Annotated in this window: 21 protein-coding genes; 16 read left to right on the top strand and 5 right to left on the bottom strand. The window is 72.0% G+C overall.

Annotation, left to right across the window (positions count from 1 at the left end; genetic code table 11):
* Positions 1–25: 25 nt before the first annotated feature.
* The 6 genes from ribH (at position 26) to ACZ4NT_RS09290 (ending at position 4,859) form a co-directional block, all read left to right on the top strand.
* Entirely contained in the window at positions 26–511 is a 486-nt protein-coding gene (gene ribH, locus ACZ4NT_RS09265) for a 6,7-dimethyl-8-ribityllumazine synthase (protein ID WP_121404456.1), read from the top strand.
* Positions 512–545: 34 nt separating this feature from the next.
* A complete protein-coding gene (locus ACZ4NT_RS09270; protein ID WP_121404457.1) occupies positions 546–818 on the top strand; it encodes a phosphoribosyl-ATP diphosphatase in 273 nt (90 codons plus the stop codon).
* A gap of 54 nt (positions 819–872) precedes the next feature.
* Positions 873–1,730, top strand: a complete 858-nt coding sequence (gene hisG, locus ACZ4NT_RS09275; RefSeq protein ID WP_121404458.1) for an ATP phosphoribosyltransferase — start codon at positions 873–875, stop codon at positions 1,728–1,730.
* A gap of 20 nt (positions 1,731–1,750) precedes the next feature.
* Complete coding sequence (locus ACZ4NT_RS09280) at positions 1,751–2,206, top strand: PH domain-containing protein (protein ID WP_121404459.1); 456 nt, start codon at positions 1,751–1,753, stop codon at positions 2,204–2,206.
* A gap of 233 nt (positions 2,207–2,439) precedes the next feature.
* Positions 2,440–3,774 carry a hemolysin family protein gene (locus ACZ4NT_RS09285; RefSeq protein WP_121404460.1) on the top strand — a complete coding sequence of 445 codons (1,335 nt, stop codon included), beginning with the start codon at positions 2,440–2,442 and terminating at the stop codon, positions 3,772–3,774.
* Positions 3,771–4,859 carry a hemolysin family protein gene (locus tag ACZ4NT_RS09290; protein ID WP_121404461.1) on the top strand — a complete coding sequence of 363 codons (1,089 nt, stop codon included), beginning with the start codon at positions 3,771–3,773 and terminating at the stop codon, positions 4,857–4,859. Before ACZ4NT_RS09285 ends, ACZ4NT_RS09290 begins: the two co-directional genes overlap by 4 nt.
* A 160-nt stretch (positions 4,860–5,019) precedes the next feature.
* Here ACZ4NT_RS09290 and ACZ4NT_RS09295 read toward each other — a convergent pair whose 3' ends face one another.
* Entirely contained in the window at positions 5,020–6,882 is a 1,863-nt protein-coding gene (locus ACZ4NT_RS09295) for an AAA family ATPase (protein ID WP_121404462.1), read from the bottom strand.
* Positions 6,883–7,316: 434 nt separating this feature from the next.
* Entirely contained in the window at positions 7,317–7,970 is a 654-nt protein-coding gene (locus ACZ4NT_RS09300; RefSeq protein WP_121404463.1) for a hypothetical protein, read from the bottom strand.
* 274 nt (positions 7,971–8,244) lie between these two features.
* Here ACZ4NT_RS09300 and ACZ4NT_RS09305 point away from each other — a divergent pair, with 274 nt between their 5' ends.
* The 5 genes from ACZ4NT_RS09305 (at position 8,245) to ACZ4NT_RS09325 (ending at position 13,737) form a co-directional block, all read left to right on the top strand.
* Positions 8,245–9,201 carry a hypothetical protein gene (locus tag ACZ4NT_RS09305; RefSeq protein ID WP_183116902.1) on the top strand — a complete coding sequence of 319 codons (957 nt, stop codon included), beginning with the start codon at positions 8,245–8,247 and terminating at the stop codon, positions 9,199–9,201.
* A gap of 56 nt (positions 9,202–9,257) precedes the next feature.
* Entirely contained in the window at positions 9,258–10,793 is a 1,536-nt protein-coding gene (locus ACZ4NT_RS09310) for an amino acid permease (protein WP_467724453.1), read from the top strand.
* A gap of 232 nt (positions 10,794–11,025) precedes the next feature.
* Entirely contained in the window at positions 11,026–12,378 is a 1,353-nt protein-coding gene (locus ACZ4NT_RS09315; RefSeq protein WP_467724455.1) for a peptidase C39 family protein, read from the top strand.
* A gap of 354 nt (positions 12,379–12,732) precedes the next feature.
* Positions 12,733–12,879 (top strand): SCO1431 family membrane protein, encoded by a 147-nt coding sequence (locus ACZ4NT_RS09320; RefSeq protein ID WP_467724457.1) that lies wholly within the window; start codon positions 12,733–12,735, stop codon positions 12,877–12,879.
* Positions 12,880–13,047: 168 nt separating this feature from the next.
* Complete coding sequence (locus ACZ4NT_RS09325; protein ID WP_121404829.1) at positions 13,048–13,737, top strand: TetR/AcrR family transcriptional regulator; 690 nt, start codon at positions 13,048–13,050, stop codon at positions 13,735–13,737.
* Positions 13,738–13,788: 51 nt separating this feature from the next.
* On the opposite strand, the gene ACZ4NT_RS09330 is transcribed toward ACZ4NT_RS09325, so the two are convergent.
* Positions 13,789–15,048, bottom strand: a complete 1,260-nt coding sequence (locus tag ACZ4NT_RS09330; protein WP_121404468.1) for a glycoside hydrolase family 18 protein — start codon at positions 15,046–15,048, stop codon at positions 13,789–13,791.
* A 379-nt stretch (positions 15,049–15,427) separates the two neighbouring features.
* Between ACZ4NT_RS09330 and ACZ4NT_RS09335 the strand changes: the two genes are divergently transcribed.
* Positions 15,428–16,600, top strand: a complete 1,173-nt coding sequence (locus tag ACZ4NT_RS09335) for an acyl-CoA dehydrogenase family protein (protein ID WP_121404469.1) — start codon at positions 15,428–15,430, stop codon at positions 16,598–16,600.
* On the opposite strand, the gene ACZ4NT_RS09340 is transcribed toward ACZ4NT_RS09335, so the two are convergent.
* Together ACZ4NT_RS09340 and ACZ4NT_RS09345 are read right to left on the bottom strand one after the other, a co-directional pair.
* Positions 16,563–16,832 (bottom strand): hypothetical protein, encoded by a 270-nt coding sequence (locus ACZ4NT_RS09340; RefSeq protein WP_183116903.1) that lies wholly within the window; start codon positions 16,830–16,832, stop codon positions 16,563–16,565. The genes ACZ4NT_RS09335 and ACZ4NT_RS09340 overlap by 38 nt on opposite strands.
* 172 nt (positions 16,833–17,004) lie before the next feature.
* Positions 17,005–17,442, bottom strand: coding sequence for a hypothetical protein (locus ACZ4NT_RS09345; protein ID WP_121404470.1), 438 nt, complete (start codon positions 17,440–17,442; stop codon positions 17,005–17,007).
* Between the two features lie 270 nt (positions 17,443–17,712).
* On the opposite strand from ACZ4NT_RS09345, the gene ACZ4NT_RS09350 reads away from it, so the two are divergent.
* The 4 genes from ACZ4NT_RS09350 (at position 17,713) to fxsA (ending at position 21,862) form a co-directional block, all read left to right on the top strand.
* On the top strand, positions 17,713–18,153 hold the full coding sequence (locus ACZ4NT_RS09350; RefSeq protein WP_121404471.1) for an Lrp/AsnC family transcriptional regulator: 441 nt from the start codon (positions 17,713–17,715) through the stop codon (positions 18,151–18,153).
* 67 nt (positions 18,154–18,220) lie between these two features.
* Entirely contained in the window at positions 18,221–19,843 is a 1,623-nt protein-coding gene (locus tag ACZ4NT_RS09355) for an amidohydrolase (protein WP_467724460.1), read from the top strand.
* A gap of 576 nt (positions 19,844–20,419) precedes the next feature.
* Positions 20,420–21,211, top strand: coding sequence for a polyprenol monophosphomannose synthase (locus ACZ4NT_RS09360; RefSeq protein WP_121404831.1), 792 nt, complete (start codon positions 20,420–20,422; stop codon positions 21,209–21,211).
* A gap of 72 nt (positions 21,212–21,283) precedes the next feature.
* Positions 21,284–21,862, top strand: coding sequence for an FxsA family membrane protein (gene fxsA / locus ACZ4NT_RS09365; RefSeq protein WP_121404473.1), 579 nt, complete (start codon positions 21,284–21,286; stop codon positions 21,860–21,862).
* Positions 21,863–22,028: the final 166 nt, after the last annotated feature.

Below are 22,028 nucleotides of genomic sequence, written 5' to 3' on the forward strand. Positions count from 1 at the left end.
CAACAGAAGAACGCTGAGGAGAGACGTGAGCGGCAAGGGTGCACCTGAACTGTCCGTACGCAACTGCGGCGACCTGCGGGTCGCGGTCATCGCGGCACAGTGGCACGAAAAGGTGATGGACGGCCTCGTGGACGGCGCCCTGCGCGCCCTGCACGAGCTGGGTATCGACGAGCCGACCCTGCTCCGGGTCCCCGGCAGCTTCGAGCTCCCGGTCGTCGCGAAGGTCCTCGCGGGCCGCGGGTACGACGCGATCGTCGCCCTCGGAGTCGTCATCCGCGGCGGCACCCCGCACTTCGAGTACGTGTGCCAGGGCGTCACCCAGGGGCTGACCCAGGTCTCCATCGACACCGGAGTCCCCGTCGGCTTCGGCGTGCTGACCTGCGACACCGAGGAGCAGGCGCTCGACCGCGCAGGCATCGAGGGCTCCCGCGAGGACAAGGGGCACGAGGCCGTGACCGCCGCCGTCGCGACCGCTGCCACACTGCGCTCGGTATCCGAACCCTGGCGCTGAGGCACGGGCGCTTGCGCGTAGGGTAGGCAGCACCATGTCCAAGAAGACTTTCGAGGAGCTCTTCACCGAGCTCCAGCACAAGGCCGCCAGCGGCGACCCCGCCACTTCCCGCACCGCCGAACTGGTCGGGAAGGGGGTCCATGCCATCGGCAAGAAGGTCGTCGAAGAGGCCGCCGAAGTGTGGATGGCCGCCGAGTACGAGGGCAAGGAGGCGGCAGCCGAGGAGATCTCGCAGCTGCTGTACCACGTCCAGGTGATGATGGTCGCCCGCGGCATCACCCTCGACGACGTCTACGCCCACCTCTGAGCCGTACCCCCGCTCCCGCACCCCGCGTACCAACGAACAAAGGAAGCCGACCTCATGCTGCGCATCGCCGTCCCCAACAAGGGTTCCCTGTCAGGCCCCGCGGGGGAGATGCTGCATGAGGCCGGCTACCAGCAGCGCCGGGAGTCCAAGGAGCTGCGGATCGTCGACCCGGTGAACGAGGTCGAGTTCTTCTACCTCCGCCCCCGCGACATCGCCATCTACGTCTCCTCCGGCCGGCTCGACATCGGCATCACCGGCCGCGACCTGCTCATCGATTCCGGGGCCAACGCGGAGGAGATCCTCCCGCTCGGCTTCGCCCGTTCCACCTTCCGCTTCGCCACCAAGCCGGGCACGGCCACCTCGGTCGAGGACCTGGCCGGCATGACCGTCGCCACCTCGTACGAGGGCATCGTCGACAAGTACCTCGCGGACAAGGGCGTCGACGCCTCCGTCGTCCACCTGGACGGGGCCGTCGAGACCGCCATCGAGCTCGGCGTCGCCGAGGTCATCGCGGACGTCGTCGAGACCGGCACCTCCCTGCGCAACGCCGGCCTGGAGGTCTTCGGCGACCCCATCATGAAGTCGGAGGCCGTCGTCGTCCGCCGGGTGGGCGGTGACGTGGACGAGAGCGCGGAACCGAAGGTCCAGCAGTTCCTGCGCCGCCTCCAGGGCGTCCTGGTCGCCCGGACCTACGTGATGATGGACTACGACTGCCGCGCCGAGCACCTGGAGCGGGCCGTCGCCCTCACCCCGGGCCTGGAGTCGCCGACCATCTCCCCGCTGCACAACGAGGGCTGGGTCGCCGTCCGCGCCATGGTCCCCGCCAAGGAGGCCCAGCGGATCATGGACGACCTGTACGAGCTCGGTGCCCGGGCCATCCTGACCACCGCCATCCACGCCTGCCGGCTCTGACCGGGGGACGGACCACACCCATGGCGGATCTGCCCGACCTCCCCGTCACCTTCCGGCCGTCCCGCACCCGGGCCGTGCTGCTCACCGCCGGCGTCGCGATCCTCGTGGTGATCACGACCGTCGCGCTGCTGCTGGAGCAGCTCAGCCCGGGGGAGCGCCTCAGCTTCGTCCTCACCGGGGCGCTGCTCTGCGCCGTCCTGGTCCTGCTCGCCCGGCCCCGCGTCAGCGCCGACGAGAACGGCGTCACCGTCGTGAACATCGTCACCCGGCGGCGCCTCGCGTGGCCGGAGATCCTGCAGGTCAACCTGCGCCCCGGCGACCCCTGGGTGTTCCTCGACCTCAGCGACGGCACCAGCCTGCCCGCCCTCGGCATCCAGCCGGGCATCGCCAAGCAGCGGGCCATCGAGGACGCCCGCGCCCTGCGCGCGCTCGCCGAGAGCCGCTCGGTCCACGACCCCCGGCAGTCCGAGGGGTAGACCGAGAGCCGTTTCACAGACAATCAGGGCCGACTCAGGGGATTCTCCCCTGACGCACGGACCCGTGTCTTGATTAATCTGGTGACGGAGGCGCTTGCCTGCGTCCCCGCCCCTGTGGTTCCGACCGGTTCCCAGGGGCTCCTGCTACCCGAGGAGTGACTCCCTCCAGCGATGGACGGATCGTCCTGTAGTACCTGCGCCGCCCCCTCCCGACTCGGCGAGGCGGCGGCATCATGACCATCCCTCTGCTGCTCCTCGGGGCGGCGTTCCTGCTCATTCTCGCCAACGGGTTCTTCGTGGCGGCCGAGTTCGGCCTGGTCACGGTGGACCGCCCCGACGCGGAACGCGCCGCGGCCGACGGCGACCGACGGGCCCGTACCGTCGTGGACTCGCTCGGTGAGCTCTCCTTCCAGCTCTCCGGCACCCAGCTCGGCATCACCATCACCTCGCTCGTCGTCGGCATGCTCGCCGAACCGGCGCTCGCCGAGCTGCTGCACGGCCCGTTCACCGCGGCCGGCGTCCCGGAGGGCGCCGTCCCCGGCGTCGCCGTGGTCGTCGGCATGCTGTTCGCCTCGGCCGTGCAGATGGTGATCGGCGAACTCGTGCCCAAGAACTGGGCCGTGTCCCGCCCGTTGCAGGTCGCACGCTTCGTCGCGGGCCCGCAGCACATCTTCTCCAGCCTGTTCCGCCCGGTGATCGCCGCACTGAACACCGTGGCCAACCGGCTGGTGCGCGCCCTCGGCGTGGAACCCACCGACGAGCTGGCCTCGGCCCGCACGCCCGGCGAGCTCGTCTCGCTGGCCCGGCACTCGGCCCAGGCCGGCGCGCTGGAACAGGACACGGCCGACCTCTTCGTACGCACCCTGTCGCTCGGCGAACTGACGGCGCAGCACGTGATGACCCCGCGCGTGAAGGTCAGCGCTCTGCAGTCGTCGGCGACGGCCGAGGACGTCGTCAACCTCACCCGGGCCACCGGCCTGTCCCGCTTCCCCGTGTACCGGGAGCGGATCGACGAGATCGTCGGCATGGTCCATCTCAAGGACGCCCTCGCGGTGCCCGCGCACGACCGGCTGCGCACCCCCGTCGGCCGGATCGCCCAGGCCCCGCTGCTCGTCCCCGAGACGCTGCCCGTGCAACCCCTCCTGGAGCAGCTGCGCAGTCAGCAGCCGATCGCCGTGGTCGTCGACGAGTACGGCGGTACGGCGGGTGTGGTCACCCTGGAGGACATCGTCGAGGAACTCGTCGGCGAGGTCCGCGACGAGCACGACGCCAAGGACCTGCCCGAGATCGCGGCGGCGCCGCCGGAGGACGGACGGCCCGCGTGGGACGCCGACGGCAGCTGCCGGGTCGACGTCCTGCAGCGCATAGGCCTCGTCGTGCCCGAGGGCCCGTACGAGACCGTGGCCGGCCTCGTCGCCGACCTGCTCGGCCGCATTCCGGCCCCCGGCGACAAGGCGGAGCTGCCCGGCTGGCGGCTGTCCGTCCGGCAGGTCGGCCACTACCGCGCCGAGCGGGTCCGGCTGGTCAGGACCGCGGACGCCGCGGCTGCCGTGGAGGCGGTCCGATGACCCTGCTCCAACTCCTGTTCGCCGCCCTGCTCGTGCTCGCCAACGGCTTCTTCGTCGGCGCGGAGTTCGCGCTCGTCTCCGTGCGGCGCAGCCAGATCGAGCCGCTGGGGACCGCCCGGTCCCGCCAGGTGCTGTACGGCCTGGAGCGGCTGCCGCAGATGATGGCGGCCGCCCAGTTCGGCATCACCGTCTGCTCGCTGACGCTCGGCGCGGTCGCCGAGCCGACCGTCGCCCACATGCTGGAGCCCCTCTTCGAGGCGGCCCGGCTGCCGGAGGGCGTGATCCACCCCCTCGGCTACGTCATCGCGCTCGCCCTCGTCGTCTTCTTCCACCTCGTCATCGGCGAGATGGTGCCGAAGAACCTGGCGATGGCGGCGCCCGAGAGGACCGCGCTCTGGCTGAGCCCGGGACTGGTCGCCTTCGCGCGGCTGTGCCGGCCGGTCACCGTGGCCCTCGGCGCGTGCGCCCGGGTCATCCTCCGGCTGTTCCGCGTCGAGCCGAAGGACGAGGTCGAGGCCGTCTTCACGAGCGAACAGCTCAACCGCCTCGTCGAGGACTCCGGGCAGGCCGGCCTGCTGGAGCCCGAGGAGCAGGAACGCCTGGAGGACGCGCTGGAACTGGGATCCCGCCCGGTCACCGACGTCCTCCTCGACGCCGCCTCCCTGGTGACCGTGGGACCCTCGGTCACCCCCGGCCAGGTCGTCGCGCTCACCGCCAGGACCGGCTACTCCCGGTTCCCGGTGGCCGCGGAGAACGGTGCCTTCATGGGCTATCTGCACGTGAAGGACGTACTCGACCTGGAGGAGTCGCAGCGGGCGGTGCCGCAGCACGTGTGGCGTCCGATGACCACCCTGCGGGCCGAACTCCCGCTGGACGACGCCCTGACGGTGATGCGTCGCGCCGCGACGCACCTCGCCCAGGTCGCCGACGCCGGCGGCAAGGTGCTCGGCCTGGTCGCCCTGGAGGACGTCCTGGAACTTCTGGTGGGCGAGGTCCGCGACCCGGCCCACCGGGACGCTCCGCAGCCCGTGCGCGTCTCGGAGCCGCGCGTGAGCGCGGCCCAGGAGGAAGTGCTGGCGAGCTGATCCACCGCGGGCGGGAGGGGCCGGGAAGCTCCGGCCCCTTCGGCGTTCCGCGGCGCGGTGCCGGAACCAGCCCCACCGGCCATGGCGGAACGGGAGCCCGGGGCGGCACGGGGAGGCAGGCGGGAGCCGACGGACCGCCCGGCGGGCGGCCGGCCCCGGGTCACAGGGCCGACGGGTCCTGCGGCCCCCGCCCGGAAAGGACCTCTCCGTAGGCCTGCATCAGATCCGGCAGCCGCAGCGTCGACAGGTCGTCGCGCGACGGCGTCCCCGGGTACCCCGTCAGCCGCAGATCGCGATACGCGCAGCTCTTCTCGTACAGCGTGCGCAGGAACCGTCCGTTGCCCAGTTCGTCGATCCAGCCCTGGTCGACCACGTGCCCGCTGATGGAGCGCAGTTCGTCCCGGGCCTCCTCGTCCCAGACGTCCCCGTTCTCGGCGGCCAGCACCTCGCCGATGGCCGTGAGCTCCAGCGGGCGGTACGAGGGGAAGTCGACGCGGGTGGTGAAGCGGGAGGACAGGCCCGGGTTGGCGGCCAGCAGCCGGTCCATGCCCTCGGGGTAGCCGGCGAGGATGACGACCAGGTGGTCGCGGTTGTCCTCGGCGCGCTTCAGCAGTACCTGGAGGGCCTCGTCGCCGTAGGCGTCGCCCTTGCCGTACCCGGAGTTGGAGAGCGAATAGGCCTCGTCCACGAAGAGGACGCCGCCGATCGCCGAGTCGATCAGCTCGTTGGCCTTGACCGCGGTCTGGCCGAGGTACTCGCCGACCAGGTCCGCGCGCTGGGCCTCCACCAGGTGGTCGCCGCCCAGCAGGCCGAGGGCGTAGAAGACCCGGCCCAGGATGCGGGCCACCGTGGTCTTGCCGGTGCCCGAGGGTCCGGAGAAGACGAAGTGGCGCTTGGGCGGCTGCACGGGTAAGCCCTGCCCGGCCCTCAGCCGCGCCATGTTCAGCTGCGCGGACAGCGCCTTCACCTGGCGTTTGACGGGTTCCAGTCCGACCATGCCCTCCAGCTCGGCGAGCGCCTCCTCCAGGAGGGCCGGGTCGGTCGGCCCGGTGGGCGGCGGCTGCACCGGATTCACGGCCTTCTCCCGCACCGGGTCCCGCTCGGGAGGCGGCGCCCCGGTGGGCGGCGGATCGGGCTCGGAGAGCTTCAACTCCCGTCCCTCCGTGCCGAAGAGGGGGTCCACTCCGTCCGGCCCCTCCAGGACGTCCTGCCCGACCCCGGCGAGGGTGATCGCGGCGAAGTCGGCCGCCTCGTCGTACCCGTCGCCCTCGGAGATCGCGGCCAGCCGTGCGGAGGTGTCCATGAAGGCCGGGTCCACCCGGTGCACCGCCCGGTACAGCGGCAGGGCCGCCGCGGACCGGCCGGTGCCCTCGTGCGCCCGCGCCAGCCAGTAGCGCAGTTCCTTGCGCTGCGGCTGCTCGCTGCGGCAGCGCATCAGCGCGGACGACAGGAGCGGCTCGGCGTGCCCGAACATCTCCAGCCGGACCCGGGCCATCCCGCCGAACAGGCCCGCCTCGATGCCCAGCATGGGGTCGTCGATCAGCGGGTCCGTGTGCCGGACCAACTGCTCCCAGTCCTTGACCAGATAGGCCCGGCAGGCGTGCAGGAACCGCACCTGCGGATCGGCGTCGACGGGCGGCAGTCCGGCGAGTGCCCGGTCCAGCTCGGGGACGTGACGGCCGTCGAGCCAGTGGGAGGCGTGCGCGAGCAGCAGGTCGCGCGGGCTCTCCAGGACCGGCTGCACCCACCAGCCCAGCCAGTACCAGGAGTTGAGGGTGCGCCGGTGGCGCGAGCGCTGTTCGCCGAAGCGGTCCCGGTGGCGGAACATGCGCAGCAGCGCTGTGGTCGTGTCCACGCGCAGCGCATGCAGCCCGAGCCAGCCGTCGGCCATCCCGGGATCGATGCGGACCGCGGCGCGGAACTCCTCCTCCGCCTGCGGATAGGCGCCCATCGTGTAGGCGTCCACGCCTCGCAGCCATGCGAGGTCGGCCGGGGCCTCCGGGCCCTGCGTGCCGAAGTCCATCACGTCCCCCACAAACCGTGCCCCCGATGGGTATGCCGCCGGGCCGGTGCCCGCCGACAGCCTTCGTCGAACCGCTGTGCCGCGGACGGGAGTTGCCTCGGTGCGCAGAGCAGCCGTCCGAAGCTCGCACCGAAAGGCATCGTACCTGCGGGGTGGCGCCGGACCGTAGGGTGCCGCACGCCTCGTTCTGCGAGGTGGGAGCGGACGGGGCGCACGCGCCTCGGTGACCCAGGGTGAGCAAATGAGGGCTCGGAGCGTCCGGAAACCGGGCCGAGGACAGAACGAAGCCCCCGATCACGGGGGAACAACCGGGGGCTTCGCGTCTGAGGGCGGCTTCGAGAGGCCGCACATTCAGAACGTAAGACCTGTACGGCCCCTGGGTCAAGCCGAGTTGGAGCACTCGGGCAACTTCGTCCGCAAGGGTCTTCACAAGTTCAGCACACAGCGGACGGCCCGTCACCGTGAGTGAGGAAGTGGCCCGCCCGAGAGGCCTCGGAAGGCCCCGGCAGTACCTCGTATCCCTTGGGGCACTGCCGCACCAGGAGATCCGCGAAGGGGCGCGTGGGGTCATTGGCGAAGTGCCCGCGCTCCGCCTGAACCCACCCGCCCCAGAACTCCTCCTGCGCCTCACCGTCCCGGCCGCGCCCACGCGCCCAGGCCTCCTCGCGCGGCAACTCCATCCACAGCAGGCCCGCCAGATACGGGCGCAGCGCCCGGCGCCCGGCGCCGACTCCCTCGACCAGGACGACAGGGGCCGGCGGGAGCGCCCGCGCCGGCCCGAAGCGCCGCGCATGCCAGTCGTAGGGGAGGTAGCGCGCCGTCTCCCCGCGGCTCAACGGGCCGACCACCTCGCGCAGCAGCCGCCCGGTCCAGGCGAACAGCTCCTCGTGCGTGGCGACGTCGTCGAGGTGCAGGACGGGGGCGTCGTCCAGGGCCCCCGCCAGGCGTCCGGCGAAGGTCGTCTTCCCCGAGCCCGCGTGCCCGTCGACGCCGATCAGGCGCACGGGGCCGCAGGAGGGCGGCAGGAGGCGGATGCGGGACGCGAGGTCGTGGATGGCGGTTCCCGGGGCGGGTCGAGGGGTCTGCATATTCCGACCGCACATTCTACAGGGGGTGATAACGGACGAATTCGGAGGAAGGCGGATGGTGCCGAATGGAACGCGTCGGCGGGCGGAGCAATCCGGCCCGCCCGCGGTTCCCCGGGGCGTACAACCTGCCATTTCGGAACTGACGTTTCGATTCCGCTTGATGCTGAGTAGTGTTCGGGTTGCTGTCCGTGCGGGGCCCGGCCCGGCCCTGACCGAAATTCAGCACGGCGGCGGACGCAGTGTCGTGGTGACGTACGGGGACGGACAGGGGAACATGACCGCGGGGTTATTCGAGGGGCAGTATGTGTGGCATCCGGCGGCCGACGACCGCAGGCTCGCGAGTGTCTGCACGGATGTGCGGGCCGGCCGCTATCTGAGTGCGCACGAGGCGCTGGCCGAATCGCGGCAGGACTTCGGACTGCGCGCGCACCGCTCACTGGTGCTGGCCTCCGAGGCCGCCGATTCCGACCTCGCGGAGCGCTGGCTGGCCGAGGAGCCCACCCCCGAAGCGGCGCTCATGTGGGCCCGGGTCGCGGTGCTGCGGGCACTGCGCGCCGCCGACGCGCGCGACGAGCGGGCCGAGGCGCTGGAGCGCATCGCCGTGACGGCCTGCGACCGGGCCTCCACGATGGCGCCGTACGACCCCACCCCGGCGGTGGCGAAACTGGCCATGGCCCGGCTGCACCAGATCCGCGAACCCGCCCCCCAGGGGCTGCTGACCGCGCCGCCCGGCCCCTGGCAGCTGTTCTCGCACATCCTGCGGCTCGATCCCTGGAACCGTGAGGGCCACCACCGCTTCCTGGCGTTCTTCTTCACGCGGCACGGCGGCTCCGTCAACGCGGCCTGGGACGTCGCCGCCTTCCTGAGCCAGCGGGCCCCCGCCTCCTCACCCCTGCGGCTGCTGCCGCTGGTGGCCCTGGTCGAGAGCTACGACCCCTCCCAGCTGCTGGCCGATCGCGTCTGGGAGCAGCCCCAGTGGCGTTCCACGGCGCTCGGCATCTACCAGAACTGGCTCCCGCACGTGACGGGCTACCAGTTCACGCCGGTGATCGACCTGGCGTACCTGGCCCATGCGCTCTTCATGGCCCAGCGCGAGTTCGAGGCGCGCGCCGTCTTCATGGCCATGGGCCCGTACGCCTCACGCATGCCCTGGAGCGTGTTCGGCGATCCCGCGGAGCAGCTGTCCCGCGCCCGGCGCTCGTGCGGACTGCCGGTGCCCGGCGCCGCCTGACCCGCCCCGTCCCCGTCCACCCGGTACATCCTTCCTCCCCCACGAAAGGTCCGGTTGTGTCAGAACGGATATCGGCCCCCCGCACGAGAGCGCGCGGCGGCGAGGACCCCGCGGCCCTCGATGCGACGCTCCATGCGATGGGATATCCGCGAAAGCTCACGCGTCGATTCCAGGCGTTCGACAACTTCGCGATCTCGTTCACCATCATCAACATCATCTCCGGTATTTTCTCGTCCTTCGGATTCGGCTTGAATGCGGGCGGTCCGCGCATTCTCGTCTTCGGCTGGATAGGCGTCTCCGTCATGGTGCTCTTCATCGGTGCCGCGATGGCCGAGGTCGCCTCCGCTTACCCCACGAGCGGAGCCCTCTATTTCTCCGCGGGGAAACTCGCCAAACGGCACAAGGGCGCCTGGTCCTGGTACACGGGGTGGCTGAACTTCGTCGGTCAGGTGGGCGGCACGGCGGCCACCGGCTACGCGGCCGCCACCTTCATCCAGGCCTTCGTCGCGCTGCAGTGGTCCTCGTACCGGCCGACGGCTCACCAGACGGTCCTGATCACCGCGTTGATCATCGTGCTGCAGGGCCTGGCCAACACCTACACCGTCCAGATGGTCGCGCTGCTCAACCGGATCTCGGTCTGGTGGCTGCTGATCGGACTCGTCGTGATCGTCAGCACCCTCGTCGTGATGCCCGACGATCATCAGTCGGCCTCGTTCGTCACGCATTTCGCGAACAACACCGGTTTCACCAACGGGCTTTACGGCGGCATGCTCGGCCTGCTCGTGACCAGTTGGACCTTCACGGGCTTCGACGGCAGCTTCCACATGTCGGAGGAAACGGTCCGCGCGACGGTCAACGCGCCGAAGGGGATCACCCGCGCGATCGGCTGGTCGGCGATCACCGGCCTCGTCCTGATGCTCGCCCTCGTCTACAGCATTCACGACTACGACCGGGTGGCCGGCTCCGCGGCGCCGCCCGTGCAGATCCTCCTCGACGGCCTCGGCGCGGGCACCGCGAAGCTGATCCTGCTGATCGTGATCGGTGCCATGCTCTTCTGCGGCCTGGCCAACCTCACCAGCAACACCCGGCAGATCTTCGCCTTCTCCCGGGACGGCGCGATGCCCGGCTCGCGCTGGTGGCACTCGGTCTCGCCGCGCACCCGCACCCCCGTCAAGGCGGTCTGGCTGGCGGTCGGCTGCTCGCTCGCGCTGGTGCTGCCCGGCTGGTGGTCCCACACCGCGTTCACGGCGATCGTCAGTGTCAACGTCGTCGGTCTGTTCCTCGCCTACGCCGTGCCGATCTACCTGCGGCTGCGACTCGGGGACGAGTTCCGGCCCGGCCCGTGGAACCTGGGCCGCTGGAGCAGGCCGGTCGGCGTCCTCGCCGTGACCTGGATCCTGCTGAGCAGCGTGCTGTTCATGCTGCCCCAGGCCGCGCCGATCACCGTCGACACCTTCAACTACGCGTCGATCGCCCTCGCCGTGGTGCTGGTCGTCGCCACGGTCTGGTGGTTCGCCACCGCGCGCCGCCGCTTCCAGGGACCGGTGAGCTACGGCCGTCCCGACGAGGTCGCCGCCATGGACCTCATCTGACCCACCCGCCCGCGGCCCCGGCCTGCGCCCCTCGCGTGCGCCGGGGCCGCCGCCCGCGCGGCACGCGGGACGGGGCGTCAGGGGACGCCCAGGTCATGCCAGTGGTCCCGACCAATATTGGTGGGCGCGGCGAGGCCCCAAGTGCTGGCAGAAGTCGGTCCCCGGCATCCATAGTTGGGCCACAGCCGTGCTGTCGAACCGCCCGTTCCGGACAACCGGGGGTCACTCACCCATGACCAGAGCTTCCGAACCGTCCCGCAGAACCGTCCTCGCCGCGGCCGTCGCCGCGGCGGCCGCCGGAGCGGCGGGACCGGCGGCCGCCGCCACTCCGACGCGCTCAGCGAAAGCCCCGAACGCCCTCGTGGACAACCACGCCTGGACCTCGTACGCCGACTGGCGCACGGGCACCGCCCGGGGCACCCGGGCCGTCGCCGGAGCCCGGCCGGGCCTGGTGATCGCCACCCCGGCCGGGACCACCGAGTACACCGACCCGCACACCGGGAAGACCGCCGCCTGGGAGTACGCGACCTGGACGTCGCCGGTCCACCGGCTCACCGTCCCCGCCGGCGAGGTCATCGCCTCCTGGAACGCGCGCACCCCCGCCGGCACCTGGCTCCAGGCCGAGCTGACGGGCACGTACTCCGACGGCACGGACACCCCCTGGTACGTGATGGGCCGCTGGGCGGCCGGGGACCAGGACATCCGGCGGACCTCGGTCGACGACCAGAGCGACGGCAGGAGCAGTGTCTGGACGGACACCTTCGCCATCGACGACACCGCCTCGGGCCTGCGCCTGGTGTCCTACCGGCTGCGGCTGACGCTGTACCGCAGCCCGGGCACGAAGCTGACGCCCACGGTGTGGCGGGTCGGCGCGATGGGTTCCGACATCCCCGACCGCTTCACCGTCCCGGCCTCCACGCCGGGCCCCGCCGGGGAACTGAAGGTCCCGCGCTACTCGCAGGAGATCCACGCGGGCCAGTACCCGGAGTACGACAACGGCGGCGAGGCCTGGTGCAGCCCCACGTCCTCGCAGATGATCATCGAGTACTGGGGGCGCCGGCCCACGGCGCAGCAGCTCGCCTGGGTCGACCCGGCGTACCAGGACCCGCAGGTGTGCCACGCGGCACGCTTCACCTTCGACTACCAGTACAACGGCTGCGGCAACTGGCCCTTCAACGCCGCCTACGCGGCGACGTACAAGGACCTCCAGGGAGTGGTCACCCGGCTCGGCTCGCTCACCGACCTGGAGACGCTCGTCGCGGCCGGCATCCCGGCCATAACGTCCCAGTCGTTCCTCAAGACGGAGCTGACGGGAGCGGGGTACGGGACGTCGGGCCACCTGATGACCGTGATCGGCTTCACCGCGGACGGCGATGTGATCGCCAACGACCCCGCCTCGCCGAGCGACGACGCGGTGCGCCGTGTCTACGCCCGGCGCGAGTTCGAGAACATCTGGCTCAGGACCAAGCGGTACAACGCCTCGGGCAAGGTCGTCTCCGGCACCGGCGGTGTCTGCTACCTGTACTTCCCGGCACATCCCTCCGCGCGGCAGCGCAAGGCGCTCCAGGCGGTGGGCGTCCGCTAGCGCGCCGGGCGGCCCCCGGTGACGGGGGCCGCCCCGCGCGGCCTGTTCGGGACCGGGTCCACCTGCCGATCGCGAGCCGGGTCGCCGGCGGACGCTCCGGGCGTACGACCGGGTCACCCGCCCCTCGGCCCGCTCGGTGCGGCCGGCGGGCCGCCCGTTCCGGCGCCCCACTGCCGTGTGAGGAGACGCACAGCCCCGCCGTCCGTCGTGGAATCCCGGGGCTTTCGCACCCGTCGCCAATTCGGCGTGACCAAGCTCTCTACCGCGCCGGGCCGGTCCGATGGCAAGGTGGTCGGGGTCGGTGGGGAGCCGACGGGGCGGGGACCCCCTGCACCACGACGTCAGCGAGAAGCCATGACCGCGACCTCCGCCACCGCCGCCCGTGCCCGTGCCCGCACCGGCGGTCCCAGGGAAGACGGGCCGAAGATCGTCGAGCACGTCCTCGGCTGGACCCTCGTCGTGGTCCTGGCGATGCTCGTCACCCAGCTCGGCCTGCTCTGAGCCGCCAGACCCCCGCGGCGGCCGGTTGCCACCGTGCGGTCTCCCGGCATCCTGCCTGCCCAAGTGCCCGACCCGGTACCGGAGTTGTCGATCGGAGTCGAAGGGGCAGGTGACGCGGGTCTGCCATACTGCCGATGTCCCGTCGGCAGTTGGAGACCCGTGCCGGAACTGAAGAGCAGTCAGCAGCGCGGCATCGACCGCCCCCGTGCGCGCGGCACCGACCGCTCGGTGGCGCGCCGTGCCGAACTCATCGCCGTCGGCAGGAAGTTGTTCGCCGACCGGTCCTACGACGCGCTGTCGATGGACGACATCGCCAAGCAGGCGCAGGTGGCCAAGGGGCTGATCTACTACTACTTCCAGTCCAAGCGCGGCTACTACCTGGCCATCGTCGAGGACTCGGTGGCGGACCTGATATCCCGCGCGGCCGGCGGTCTCGACCTGCCACCCGACCAGCGGGTGCACCGCACGATCGACGGCTATCTCCGGTTCGCCGAACAGCACCAGGCCGCCTACCGCACGATCATCAGCGGCGGGGTGGGGTTCGACGCCGAGGTGCAGGCCGTCCGGGACGGGGTGCGGGAGGCGATCATCACCACGATCGCCGAGGGGGCCTGGGGTCCCGCCCGCCCGGGCCCGGCCGGGGGAGCCCCGGCCCGCGTCGCGCCCCTGCCGCGGATGGCGCTGCTCGCCTGGCTGTGCAGTGTGGAGGGGGCGACCCTGGACTGGATCGGCCGCCGGGACCTGCCCCGCGACACCATGCGCGAACTGCTGGTGAAGATGCTGGGCGGCGCACTGCGGGCCCTGGAGGAACTCGACCCCTCGTACGTGGCGCCCGCCGCCGCCCGGCGGGACGGCTGAGCACGGGGCGGGAGCCGCCGGACCCCCGCCCCGAGTCTGTTGCCGAAGAGGTCAGTTGATCGACTTGATCAGCTCACCGTTCGAGGTGTCGCCGCTCAGTTCCCAGAAGAAGGTGCCTCCCAGGCCCTGCGCGTTCTTGTAGCTCATCTTCCCGGCGATGGTCGACGGGGTGTCGTAACTCCACCAGTTGCTGCCGCACTTGGCGTACGCGGTGCCGCCGACCGTGCCGGTGGCCGGGCACTTGGTCTTGAGCACCTTGTAGTCGTCGATCCCCTGCTCGTAGGTGCCCGCCGCCGGGCCCGTGGCCGTGCCGCCCGGTGCCGACTGGGTGACGCCGGTCCAGCCGCGCCCGTAGAAGCCGATCCCGAGCAGCAGCTTGGAGGCCGGGACGCCGAGGCCCTTGAGCTTCGCGATCGTCGCGGAGGTGTAGTAGCCCGCCTTGGGGATCCCGGTGTAGGAGTTCAGCGGCGAGTGCGGCGCGGTGGGACCGGTCGCGTCCCAGGCGCCGAAGAAGTCGTACGTCATGGGGTTGTACCAGTCGACGTACTGCGCCGCCCCCGCGTAGTCCGCCGCGTCGATCTTGCCGCCGCTCGTGGCGTCGGCCGGGATCGCCGAGGTGAGGAGGTTGCCACTGCCGAACTTCGCACGCAGCGCCGCCATCAGGTTCTTGTACGCGGCCCGGCCGCTGGTGTCGCAGCTGAGGCCGCAGGCGTTGGGGTACTCCCAGTCGATGTCGATGCCGTCGAAGACGTCGGCCCACTTGGAGTTCTCGACCAGGTCGTAGCAGGACTGGGCGAACGCGGCCGGGTTCTTGGCGGCCTCGGTGAATCCGCCCGACCAGGTCCAGCCGCCGAAGGACCACAGGACCTTCAGGTTCGGGTGCAGCTTCTTGAGCTTGCGCAACTGGTTGAAGTTCCCGCGCAAGGGCTGGTCCCAGGTGTCGGCGACGCCGTCGACGGACTGGGCGGCGGTGTACGCCTTGTCGGTCGCCGCGTAGGCGTCGCCCATGGCGCACTTGCCGCCGGTCACGTTGCCGAAGGCGTAGTTGATGTGGGTCAGCTTGGCGGCCGAACCGGACGTCTCGATGTTCTTGACGTGGTAGTTCCGGTCGTAGACGCCCCATTCGGTGAAGTAGCCGACGACCTTGGAACCGGCCGCCGCGGCGGTGGTCTCCCGGGCAGCCGTGGCGGTGCCGGACGCGTCGGCGGCCGCGGCGCCCGCGCCGGCGAGCAACCCGGCGCCGAGGACGGCGCAACACGCGGCGGACAGGAGCGCCCGGAAGCGGACGCGGGTGCGGTGCGGTCTGAACACTGTGTCTCCTCGTGGGGGGAGGGGAACGTGTGGGGGCCGTGCTGCCGGACCTGTGGGTGGGTTCCCGAGCTCGTACGGGGACGCCCGGCCTGGACCCCCCTCGTGCCGTTTGACATGAACGCGGTGACGCGTTGCAGGAACAGTAGGAGGACTAGACCAGTGCGTCAATGGTTCGGACCAATTCTCCTTTCTTTTAGTAAGCGGTCGTTAACTGGTGACTCGGTGCCTCCGATCGGGCATACTCACAGCGCCACAGCCGCTGATCAGCACCTTCCGCGACCCGGACGGGCAGCATCGGCTGGGCACTGTGAGACCCGGTGGATCCGCCCCATCCCAGGCGGGTTCCGCCGATGTGCCCGACAGGGAGGAGAGCGTCGCCATGCCCGACCGCGCCCCGCAGCCGGTGGACCGTCAACTGCCCACGGACGAGGCCCGGGATCTGATCTCGCTCGTCCGCGACATCGCGCAGCGCGAGATCGCACCCAAGGCGGCCGAGGAGGAGGACGCCGGGCTGTTCCCGCGCGAGGTCTTCGGACTGCTCTCGGAGTCGGGTCTGCTCGGACTGCCCTACGACGCCGAGTACGGCGGGGGCGACCAGCCCTACGAGGTCTACCTCCAGGTCCTGGAGGAACTCGCCGCCGCCCGGCTCACCGTCGGCCTCGGCGTCAGCGTGCACTCCCTCGCCTGCCACGCGCTCGCGAACTACGGCACCAAGGAGCAGCAGGCCGAGCATCTGCCCGCCATGCTCGGCGGCGGCCTCCTCGGCGCCTACTGCCTCTCCGAGCCCGCCTCCGGTTCCGACGCCGCCTCGCTGCGCACCAAGGCCGTCCGGGACGGCGACCACTGGGTGATCACGGGCACCAAGGCCTGGATCACGCACGGCGGGATCGCCGACTTCTACACGGTGCTCGCGCGCACCGGCGGTGAGGGCGCCCGGGGCATCTCCGCGTTCCTCGTGCCCGGCGACGCCGAGGGGCTGAGCGCCGCCCTGCCCGAGAAGAAGATGGGCATGAAGGGATCGCCGACCGCGCAGGTCCACTTCGACGGCGTCCGCGTCGGCGACGACCGGCGCATCGGCGACGAGGGGCAGGGCTTCGCGATCGCCCTCTCCGCGCTCGACTCCGGCCGGCTCGGCATCGCGGCCTGCGCCATCGGCGTGGCCCAGGCGGCACTGGACGAGGCCGTCGCCTACGCCACCGGGCGGCAGCAGTTCGGGCGGCCGATCTCGGACTTCCAGGGACTGCGCTTCATGCTCGCCGACATGGCGACCCAGATCGAGGCGGGCCGGGCGCTCTACCTCGCGGCGGCCAGGCTGCGCGACGCGGAGCGGCCCTTCTCCAAGCAGGCGGCCATGGCCAAACTGCTGTGCACGGACGCGGCGATGAAGGTCACCACGGACGCCGTCCAGGTGCTCGGCGGATACGGCTACACCGCCGACTTCCCGGCCGAGCGCTTCATGCGCGAGGCCAAGGTGCTCCAGATCGTCGAGGGCACCAATCAGATCCAGCGGATGGTCATCGCCCGTCACCTCGCGGGTCCGGACTCACGCTGAACGGGTCCAGGCCCGAGCCGAACTGGCTCAGGCCGACCGGCGGTGCCGCCAGCCGGGCCCACTCCGGGTCGTGCTGTCCCGGCAGCGTGCGGCCGCGGTCGGCCCAGGTCCGGATCAGCGCGCGGTAGATGGGCGGGTCCTGGTACTGCGAAGGCCCCGGGGGAACCGGTGCTGCCGGGGGCGGGACGTAGATGCGGCGCCGACGCCCGGTGGCCGGGAAGGTGGGGGTCATACCCGGGCAACGCGCGCACCGGCGGGCAGGTAACCGGCGCGCGAAATCGGGCTTGAGTTCGCGATGAGCCCGTACGGGGGGTGCCGGCCGCCCCTCACGGCGGCTCCGGACGCACCGGTCCCGCACCACGGCCGTCCTCGGGCCACGGTGCGGGGCGGCTACGAGAACCGGCTCAGGCGGCGTGACGCCGCATGACGGGGACCCGCATGGGGCGCGAGCCCGGTCCGCCGACGTGGGAGAAGGGCTGCTTGCGCCAGTCGAGTCCCTGAGGCAGCGTCAACAGCAGCGCGGTGTCCTGCTCCTGGGGCTCCGTCGACTCGTCGGCGGGCCGTGCGTCGGCCGCCGCCCGCCCCGTGCCGGCGCAGACCGTGAGCCCGAAGGGGTTCCACGGCGAGGCGCACAGCGCGTGCTCGGGCAGCATCTCCTCGTCCGCCAGCAGCGCGATCGGCTGCGCGCAGTCCGGGCAGATCACCCGGTACATCTCGAAGGTGTCGTACGCGTCGAAGTCCTCGCCGTCCAGGGCGTCGGGTTCGACGCCCTCCGGCTCGGACTCGACGACCGGCTGCTGCCTCTTGGGCGCGGTACGACCAGGGCGCTTAAGACTCTGCATGGGATTCTCCCCCTCGGGTGGGCCGACAAGGCGCTGCGACCTCGACCACAGCAAGCACTTCCCGCCACGTCTGCGAGGTAATCACGAGAACATCACGCAGCCCGCCGCAGCGCTGTGGCGTTCGTCACATGCCGATCGCGGGTGCCCGGACCGCCGGGTTCGTCCCCTTCCGCCCGGCGCACCGGCCGTCCCTCCGCACATCACGAACCGGGTATGACCTGGGCCGCTCGGCTATCCGCCGGGATCAAGGGCCCTGTAGGTTCTTGCGCCATGGAGGAGCTCGACCGACAGATCGTGCAGCTGCTCGTCGCGGACGGGCGGATGAGCTACACCGACCTGGGCAAGGCCACGGGTCTGTCCACGTCCGCCGTCCACCAGCGGGTGCGCCGGCTGGAGCAGCGCGGCGTCATCCGCGGCTACGCGGCGGTCGTCGACCCGGAGGCGGTCGGGCTGCCCATCACCGCCTTCATCTCGGTGAAACCGTTCGACCCCAGCGCCCCGGACGACATCGCGGAGCGCCTGGCCGGGGTCCCCGAGATCGAGGCCTGCCACAGCGTCGCGGGCGACGAGAACTACATCCTCAAGGTGCGGGTCTCGACCCCGCACGAGCTGGAGGAGCTGCTCGCCCGCGTGCGCTCCCTCGCCGGCGTCTCCACCCGCACGACCGTGGTGCTCTCCACGCCGTACGAGGCGCGGCCGCCCCGCATCTGAACACGCCCGCAGTCCGTCCCGGGCCCCGCGCGCGGACAGGGCGCCCCGAGGAGCGAGACTGTCCTCCATGAGTGAGAGCACCGCCCCGTCGGACACCGTGCTGCTGCGCGGTGGAGAAGTCCACAGCCCCGCCGACCCCTTCGCCACCGCGATGGTCGTGGAACGCGGGCAGATCGCCTGGGTCGGCTCCGAGGGCGCGGCCGACGCCTTCGCGAGCGGGGTCGACCAGGTCGTGGACCTCCACGGTGCGCTCGTCACCCCCGCGTTCACCGACGCGCACGTCCACACCACCGCCACCGGACTCGCCCTCACCGGCCTGGATCTGTCCGGCGCCCCCACCCTCGGCGCGGCCCTCGCCCTCGTCCGCGACTTCGCCGCCGCGCGCCCCGCCGACCGGGTCCTGCTCGGCCACGGCTGGGACGCGGCCCGCTGGCCCGACGCACGGCCCCCGGCCCGCGCCGAACTCGACGAGGCCACCGGCGGACGCCCGCTCTACCTCTCCCGCATCGACGTGCACTCCGCCGTCGTCACCACCGCCCTGCTCGACCTGGTCCCCGGCATCACCGGACGCGCCGGCTACGCGGACGGGCCGCTCACCCGCGACGCCCACCACGCCGTGCGCGCCGCCGCGTTCGCCGCCGTCACCCCTGGACAGCGCACCGCGGCGCAGCGTGCCGCGCTGGCCCACGCCGCCTCGCTCGGAATCGGCTCGGTGCACGAGTGCGCGGGCCCCGAGATCTCCTCCGAGGACGACTTCACCGGGCTGCTGCGCCTGGCCGCCGAGGAACCGGGCCCCCGCGTGGTCGGCTACTGGGCCGAGGCCGGCGACGAGGGCATCGCCCGGGCGCGTGCCCTCGGCGCGGCCGGCGCCGCGGGCGACCTCTTCGTCGACGGGGCGCTCGGCTCGCACACGGCCTGTCTGCACCGGCCGTACACCGACGCCGGGCACACCGGCGCGGCGTACCTGGACCCGGAAGCCGTCGCCGCCCACGTCCTCGCGTGCACCGAGACGGGCCTGCAGGCGGGTTTCCACGCCATCGGCGACGCCGCCTTGACCGCCGTCGTCGACGGAGTGCGCGCCGCCGCCGACAAGGTCGGCCTCGCCCGCGTGCGTGCCGCCCGCCACCGGATCGAACACGCCGAGATGCTCACCCCGGACACCGTCGCCGCCTTCGCGGAGTTCGGCCTCACCGCCTCCGTGCAGCCCGCCTTCGACGCCCTGTGGGGCGGCGAGGAGGGCATGTACGCCGAGCGGCTCGGCGCCGAACGGGCACGCACGCTCAATCCGTTCGCCGGACTGCTGCGCGCCGGCGTCCCGCTCGCCTTCGGCTCCGACAGCCCGGTGACGCCGCTCGACCCGTGGGGCACCGTCCGTGCCGCGGCCTTCCACCGCACCCCGGAGCACCGGGTCTCCGTACGCGCCGCGTTCACGGCGCATACGCGCGGCGGCTGGCGGGCCGTCGGACGGGACGACGCGGGTGTCCTGGTCCCCGGTGCTCCCGCGGACTACGCCGTGTGGCGCACCGAGGACCTCGTCGTGCAGGCCCCCGACGACCGGGTGGCGCGCTGGTCCACCGACCCGCGCTCGGGCACGCCCGGACTGCCCGACCTGACCCCGGGCGTCGACCTCCCGGTCTGCCTGCGCACCGTCGTCGGCGGCCGGACGGTATTCGTACGGCCGGAGGAGTGACGTCCCGGGTCGGCGGGCCCCCGACCGGTGCGCGCCGCCGCGTGGCGCGACCTGCGCATCCTCCGCGCTGACCAGGCAGTTGACGGAATCGTCGCAGGTCAGGCGGCTATTGACAGCCGACGGCGGAGGGCCGGTAGGTTCGGCGGGTCCACCATCGGACGTCCGACCGGGGAACGTCACTCAGCCGCACGCAGCGCCACTGGGTCAGGGATGGTGTGCCGCACCGGCACACCACCACTGGGTGCCAGGCCCAGCGCCCGCGCCACGGGGCGAGGGAGCGTTCCGGCCGGATGGGTCCCTCCCCGCTCCCCGCGAGCGCGGGGGAAGGTGCGACCCGGGTGGGGCCCGGACGTTCAGTAGACAACGGCTTTCGGTCGACCCGCAGCCAGCGGGTCCCTGGTCGGCCCGAAGGGCGCCGGGCCCCGATCCGCAGCGCGTGCGCGGCCGGCGGCGGGCCGGCGCCCCCCGGTTCCCCGCTCCGGGGGAACAGACACCCCGTACACCCACGTGCTGACACGGCAATGCAGGCCGCGGCCATTATGGTGGTCCCCTGCGTACGGACATGAAGGGGCAGTGGTGAACGACGGCGACGGGACCCTCGCGGCAGGCGCCCAGGGGAGACAGTTCGGCCCCCTCGGGACGGCCTTGGTGATCATTCCGACCTACAACGAGGCGGAGAACATCAAGAAGATCGTCGCCCGGGTGCGGGCCGCCGTGCCCGATGCGCACGTTCTCGTGGCCGACGACAACAGCCCCGACGGCACGGGCAAGCTCGCCGACGAGCTGACCGTCGAGGACGACCACGTCCAGGTGCTGCACCGCAAGGGCAAGGAAGGCCTGGGAGCCGCCTACCTGGCGGGCTTCCGCTGGGGCATGGAGCACGGCTACGGCGTGCTGATCGAGATGGACGCCGACGGCTCCCACCAGCCCGAGGAACTGCCCCGGCTCCTCACCGCCCTGAAGGGTGCCGACCTCGTGCTCGGCTCCCGCTGGGTGCCGGGCGGCCGGGTCGTCAACTGGCCCAAGTCCCGGGAGTTCATCTCGCGCGGCGGCAGCCTGTACTCGCGGGTCCTGCTCGACGTACCGATCCGGGACGTCACCGGCGGCTACCGCGCCTTCCGCACCGAGACCCTGAAGGGCCTCGGGCTGAGCGAGGTGGCCTCGCAGGGCTACTGCTTCCAGGTCGACCTCGCCCGCCGCGCCGTGAAGGCCGGCTACCACGTCGTCGAGGTCCCCATCACCTTCGTCGAGCGCGAGCTGGGCGACTCCAAGATGAGCCGGGACATCCTGGTGGAGGCCCTGTGGCGGGTCACCACCTGGGGTGTGGGGGAGCGGGTCGGCAAGGTGCTCGGCCGCAAGTCCACCTGACCGGGCCGACGCACGGGTTCGACTGATCGTCCCCTTATCCCGCGCTGAGCCGGGCCCAGGCACACTGGATGCATGACGACTGGCGCTCCGACTCCCACGCATCCCGCCCGGCCCCGGCGTTCCCGGCTGCGCACGTTCCTGCCGCTCATCGTCGCCGCCTGGCTGGTGCTGGAGATCTGGGTGCTGACCCTGGTCGCGGGCGCGGCGGGCGGGGGGACGGTCCTGCTGCTGATCATCGCCGGGTTCGTGCTCGGCGCCGTCGTGATCAAGCGGGCCGGACGCCGTGCCTTCCGCAATCTCAGCGAGACGCTGCAACAGCAGCAGAGCGGTGTGCCGCCCACGGGCGGCAGCACCAAGGGCAACGGCCCGATGATGCTCGGCGGCCTCCTGCTGATGATCCCGGGGCTGATCTCCGACGTGCTGGGCCTCCTCCTGCTGATCCCGCCGGTCCAGAAGGCGGTCAGTGCCTCCACGGAGCGCGCGGTCGACCGCAGGATGCGCAGGACGTCTCCCGGTGCCTTCGAGGACGCCTTCCGGCAGTCCCGTATCCACCGCCCCGACGGCAAGGTCGTCCAGGGCGAGGTCATCAGGAACGACGATCCGCGGGATGCGGGGCCGACCGCGGACGGCCGTCCGCCCCTCACGCGCTGACCGGGCCCTCAGCCGCCGGACCCGTGCCACAGCGGGGCCGGCGGAAGTCGACCCGTCCGGCGCAACGCACGACGACCGCGGGGGGCGGGCGTGGAAGGACGGGGCGCGGGGGTGGCGTGGGTTTTTTTGGGTTTCCCCCCACACCAAAAAAGGGGGTACGCGGGGT

This window comes from Streptomyces sp. NPDC026417, assembly GCF_055567695.1.

Excerpts from the sequence above, each read along its gene's own strand:
- ACZ4NT_RS09300 (WP_121404463.1), bottom strand. The coding sequence starts at position 7,970 with ATGCAGACCCCTCGACCCGCCCCGGGAACCGCCATCCACGACCTCGCG.
- ACZ4NT_RS09320 (WP_467724457.1), top strand. The coding sequence starts at position 12,733 with ATGACCGCGACCTCCGCCACCGCCGCCCGTGCCCGTGCCCGCACCGGC.
- ACZ4NT_RS09350 (WP_121404471.1), top strand. The coding sequence starts at position 17,713 with ATGGAGGAGCTCGACCGACAGATCGTGCAGCTGCTCGTCGCGGACGGG.
- ACZ4NT_RS09280 (WP_121404459.1), top strand. The coding sequence starts at position 1,751 with ATGGCGGATCTGCCCGACCTCCCCGTCACCTTCCGGCCGTCCCGCACC.
- ACZ4NT_RS09290 (WP_121404461.1), top strand. The coding sequence starts at position 3,771 with ATGACCCTGCTCCAACTCCTGTTCGCCGCCCTGCTCGTGCTCGCCAAC.
- ACZ4NT_RS09285 (WP_121404460.1), top strand. The coding sequence starts at position 2,440 with ATGACCATCCCTCTGCTGCTCCTCGGGGCGGCGTTCCTGCTCATTCTC.
- ACZ4NT_RS09340 (WP_183116903.1), bottom strand. The coding sequence starts at position 16,832 with ATGACCCCCACCTTCCCGGCCACCGGGCGTCGGCGCCGCATCTACGTC.
- ACZ4NT_RS09315 (WP_467724455.1), top strand. The coding sequence starts at position 11,026 with ATGACCAGAGCTTCCGAACCGTCCCGCAGAACCGTCCTCGCCGCGGCC.
- hisG (WP_121404458.1), top strand. The coding sequence starts at position 873 with ATGCTGCGCATCGCCGTCCCCAACAAGGGTTCCCTGTCAGGCCCCGCG.
- ACZ4NT_RS09335 (WP_121404469.1), top strand. The coding sequence starts at position 15,428 with ATGCCCGACCGCGCCCCGCAGCCGGTGGACCGTCAACTGCCCACGGAC.
- ACZ4NT_RS09355 (WP_467724460.1), top strand. The coding sequence starts at position 18,221 with ATGAGTGAGAGCACCGCCCCGTCGGACACCGTGCTGCTGCGCGGTGGA.
- ACZ4NT_RS09295 (WP_121404462.1), bottom strand. The coding sequence starts at position 6,882 with ATGGACTTCGGCACGCAGGGCCCGGAGGCCCCGGCCGACCTCGCATGG.
- ACZ4NT_RS09305 (WP_183116902.1), top strand. The coding sequence starts at position 8,245 with ATGACCGCGGGGTTATTCGAGGGGCAGTATGTGTGGCATCCGGCGGCC.
- ACZ4NT_RS09270 (WP_121404457.1), top strand. The coding sequence starts at position 546 with ATGTCCAAGAAGACTTTCGAGGAGCTCTTCACCGAGCTCCAGCACAAG.
- ACZ4NT_RS09345 (WP_121404470.1), bottom strand. The coding sequence starts at position 17,442 with ATGCAGAGTCTTAAGCGCCCTGGTCGTACCGCGCCCAAGAGGCAGCAG.
- fxsA (WP_121404473.1), top strand. The coding sequence starts at position 21,284 with ATGACGACTGGCGCTCCGACTCCCACGCATCCCGCCCGGCCCCGGCGT.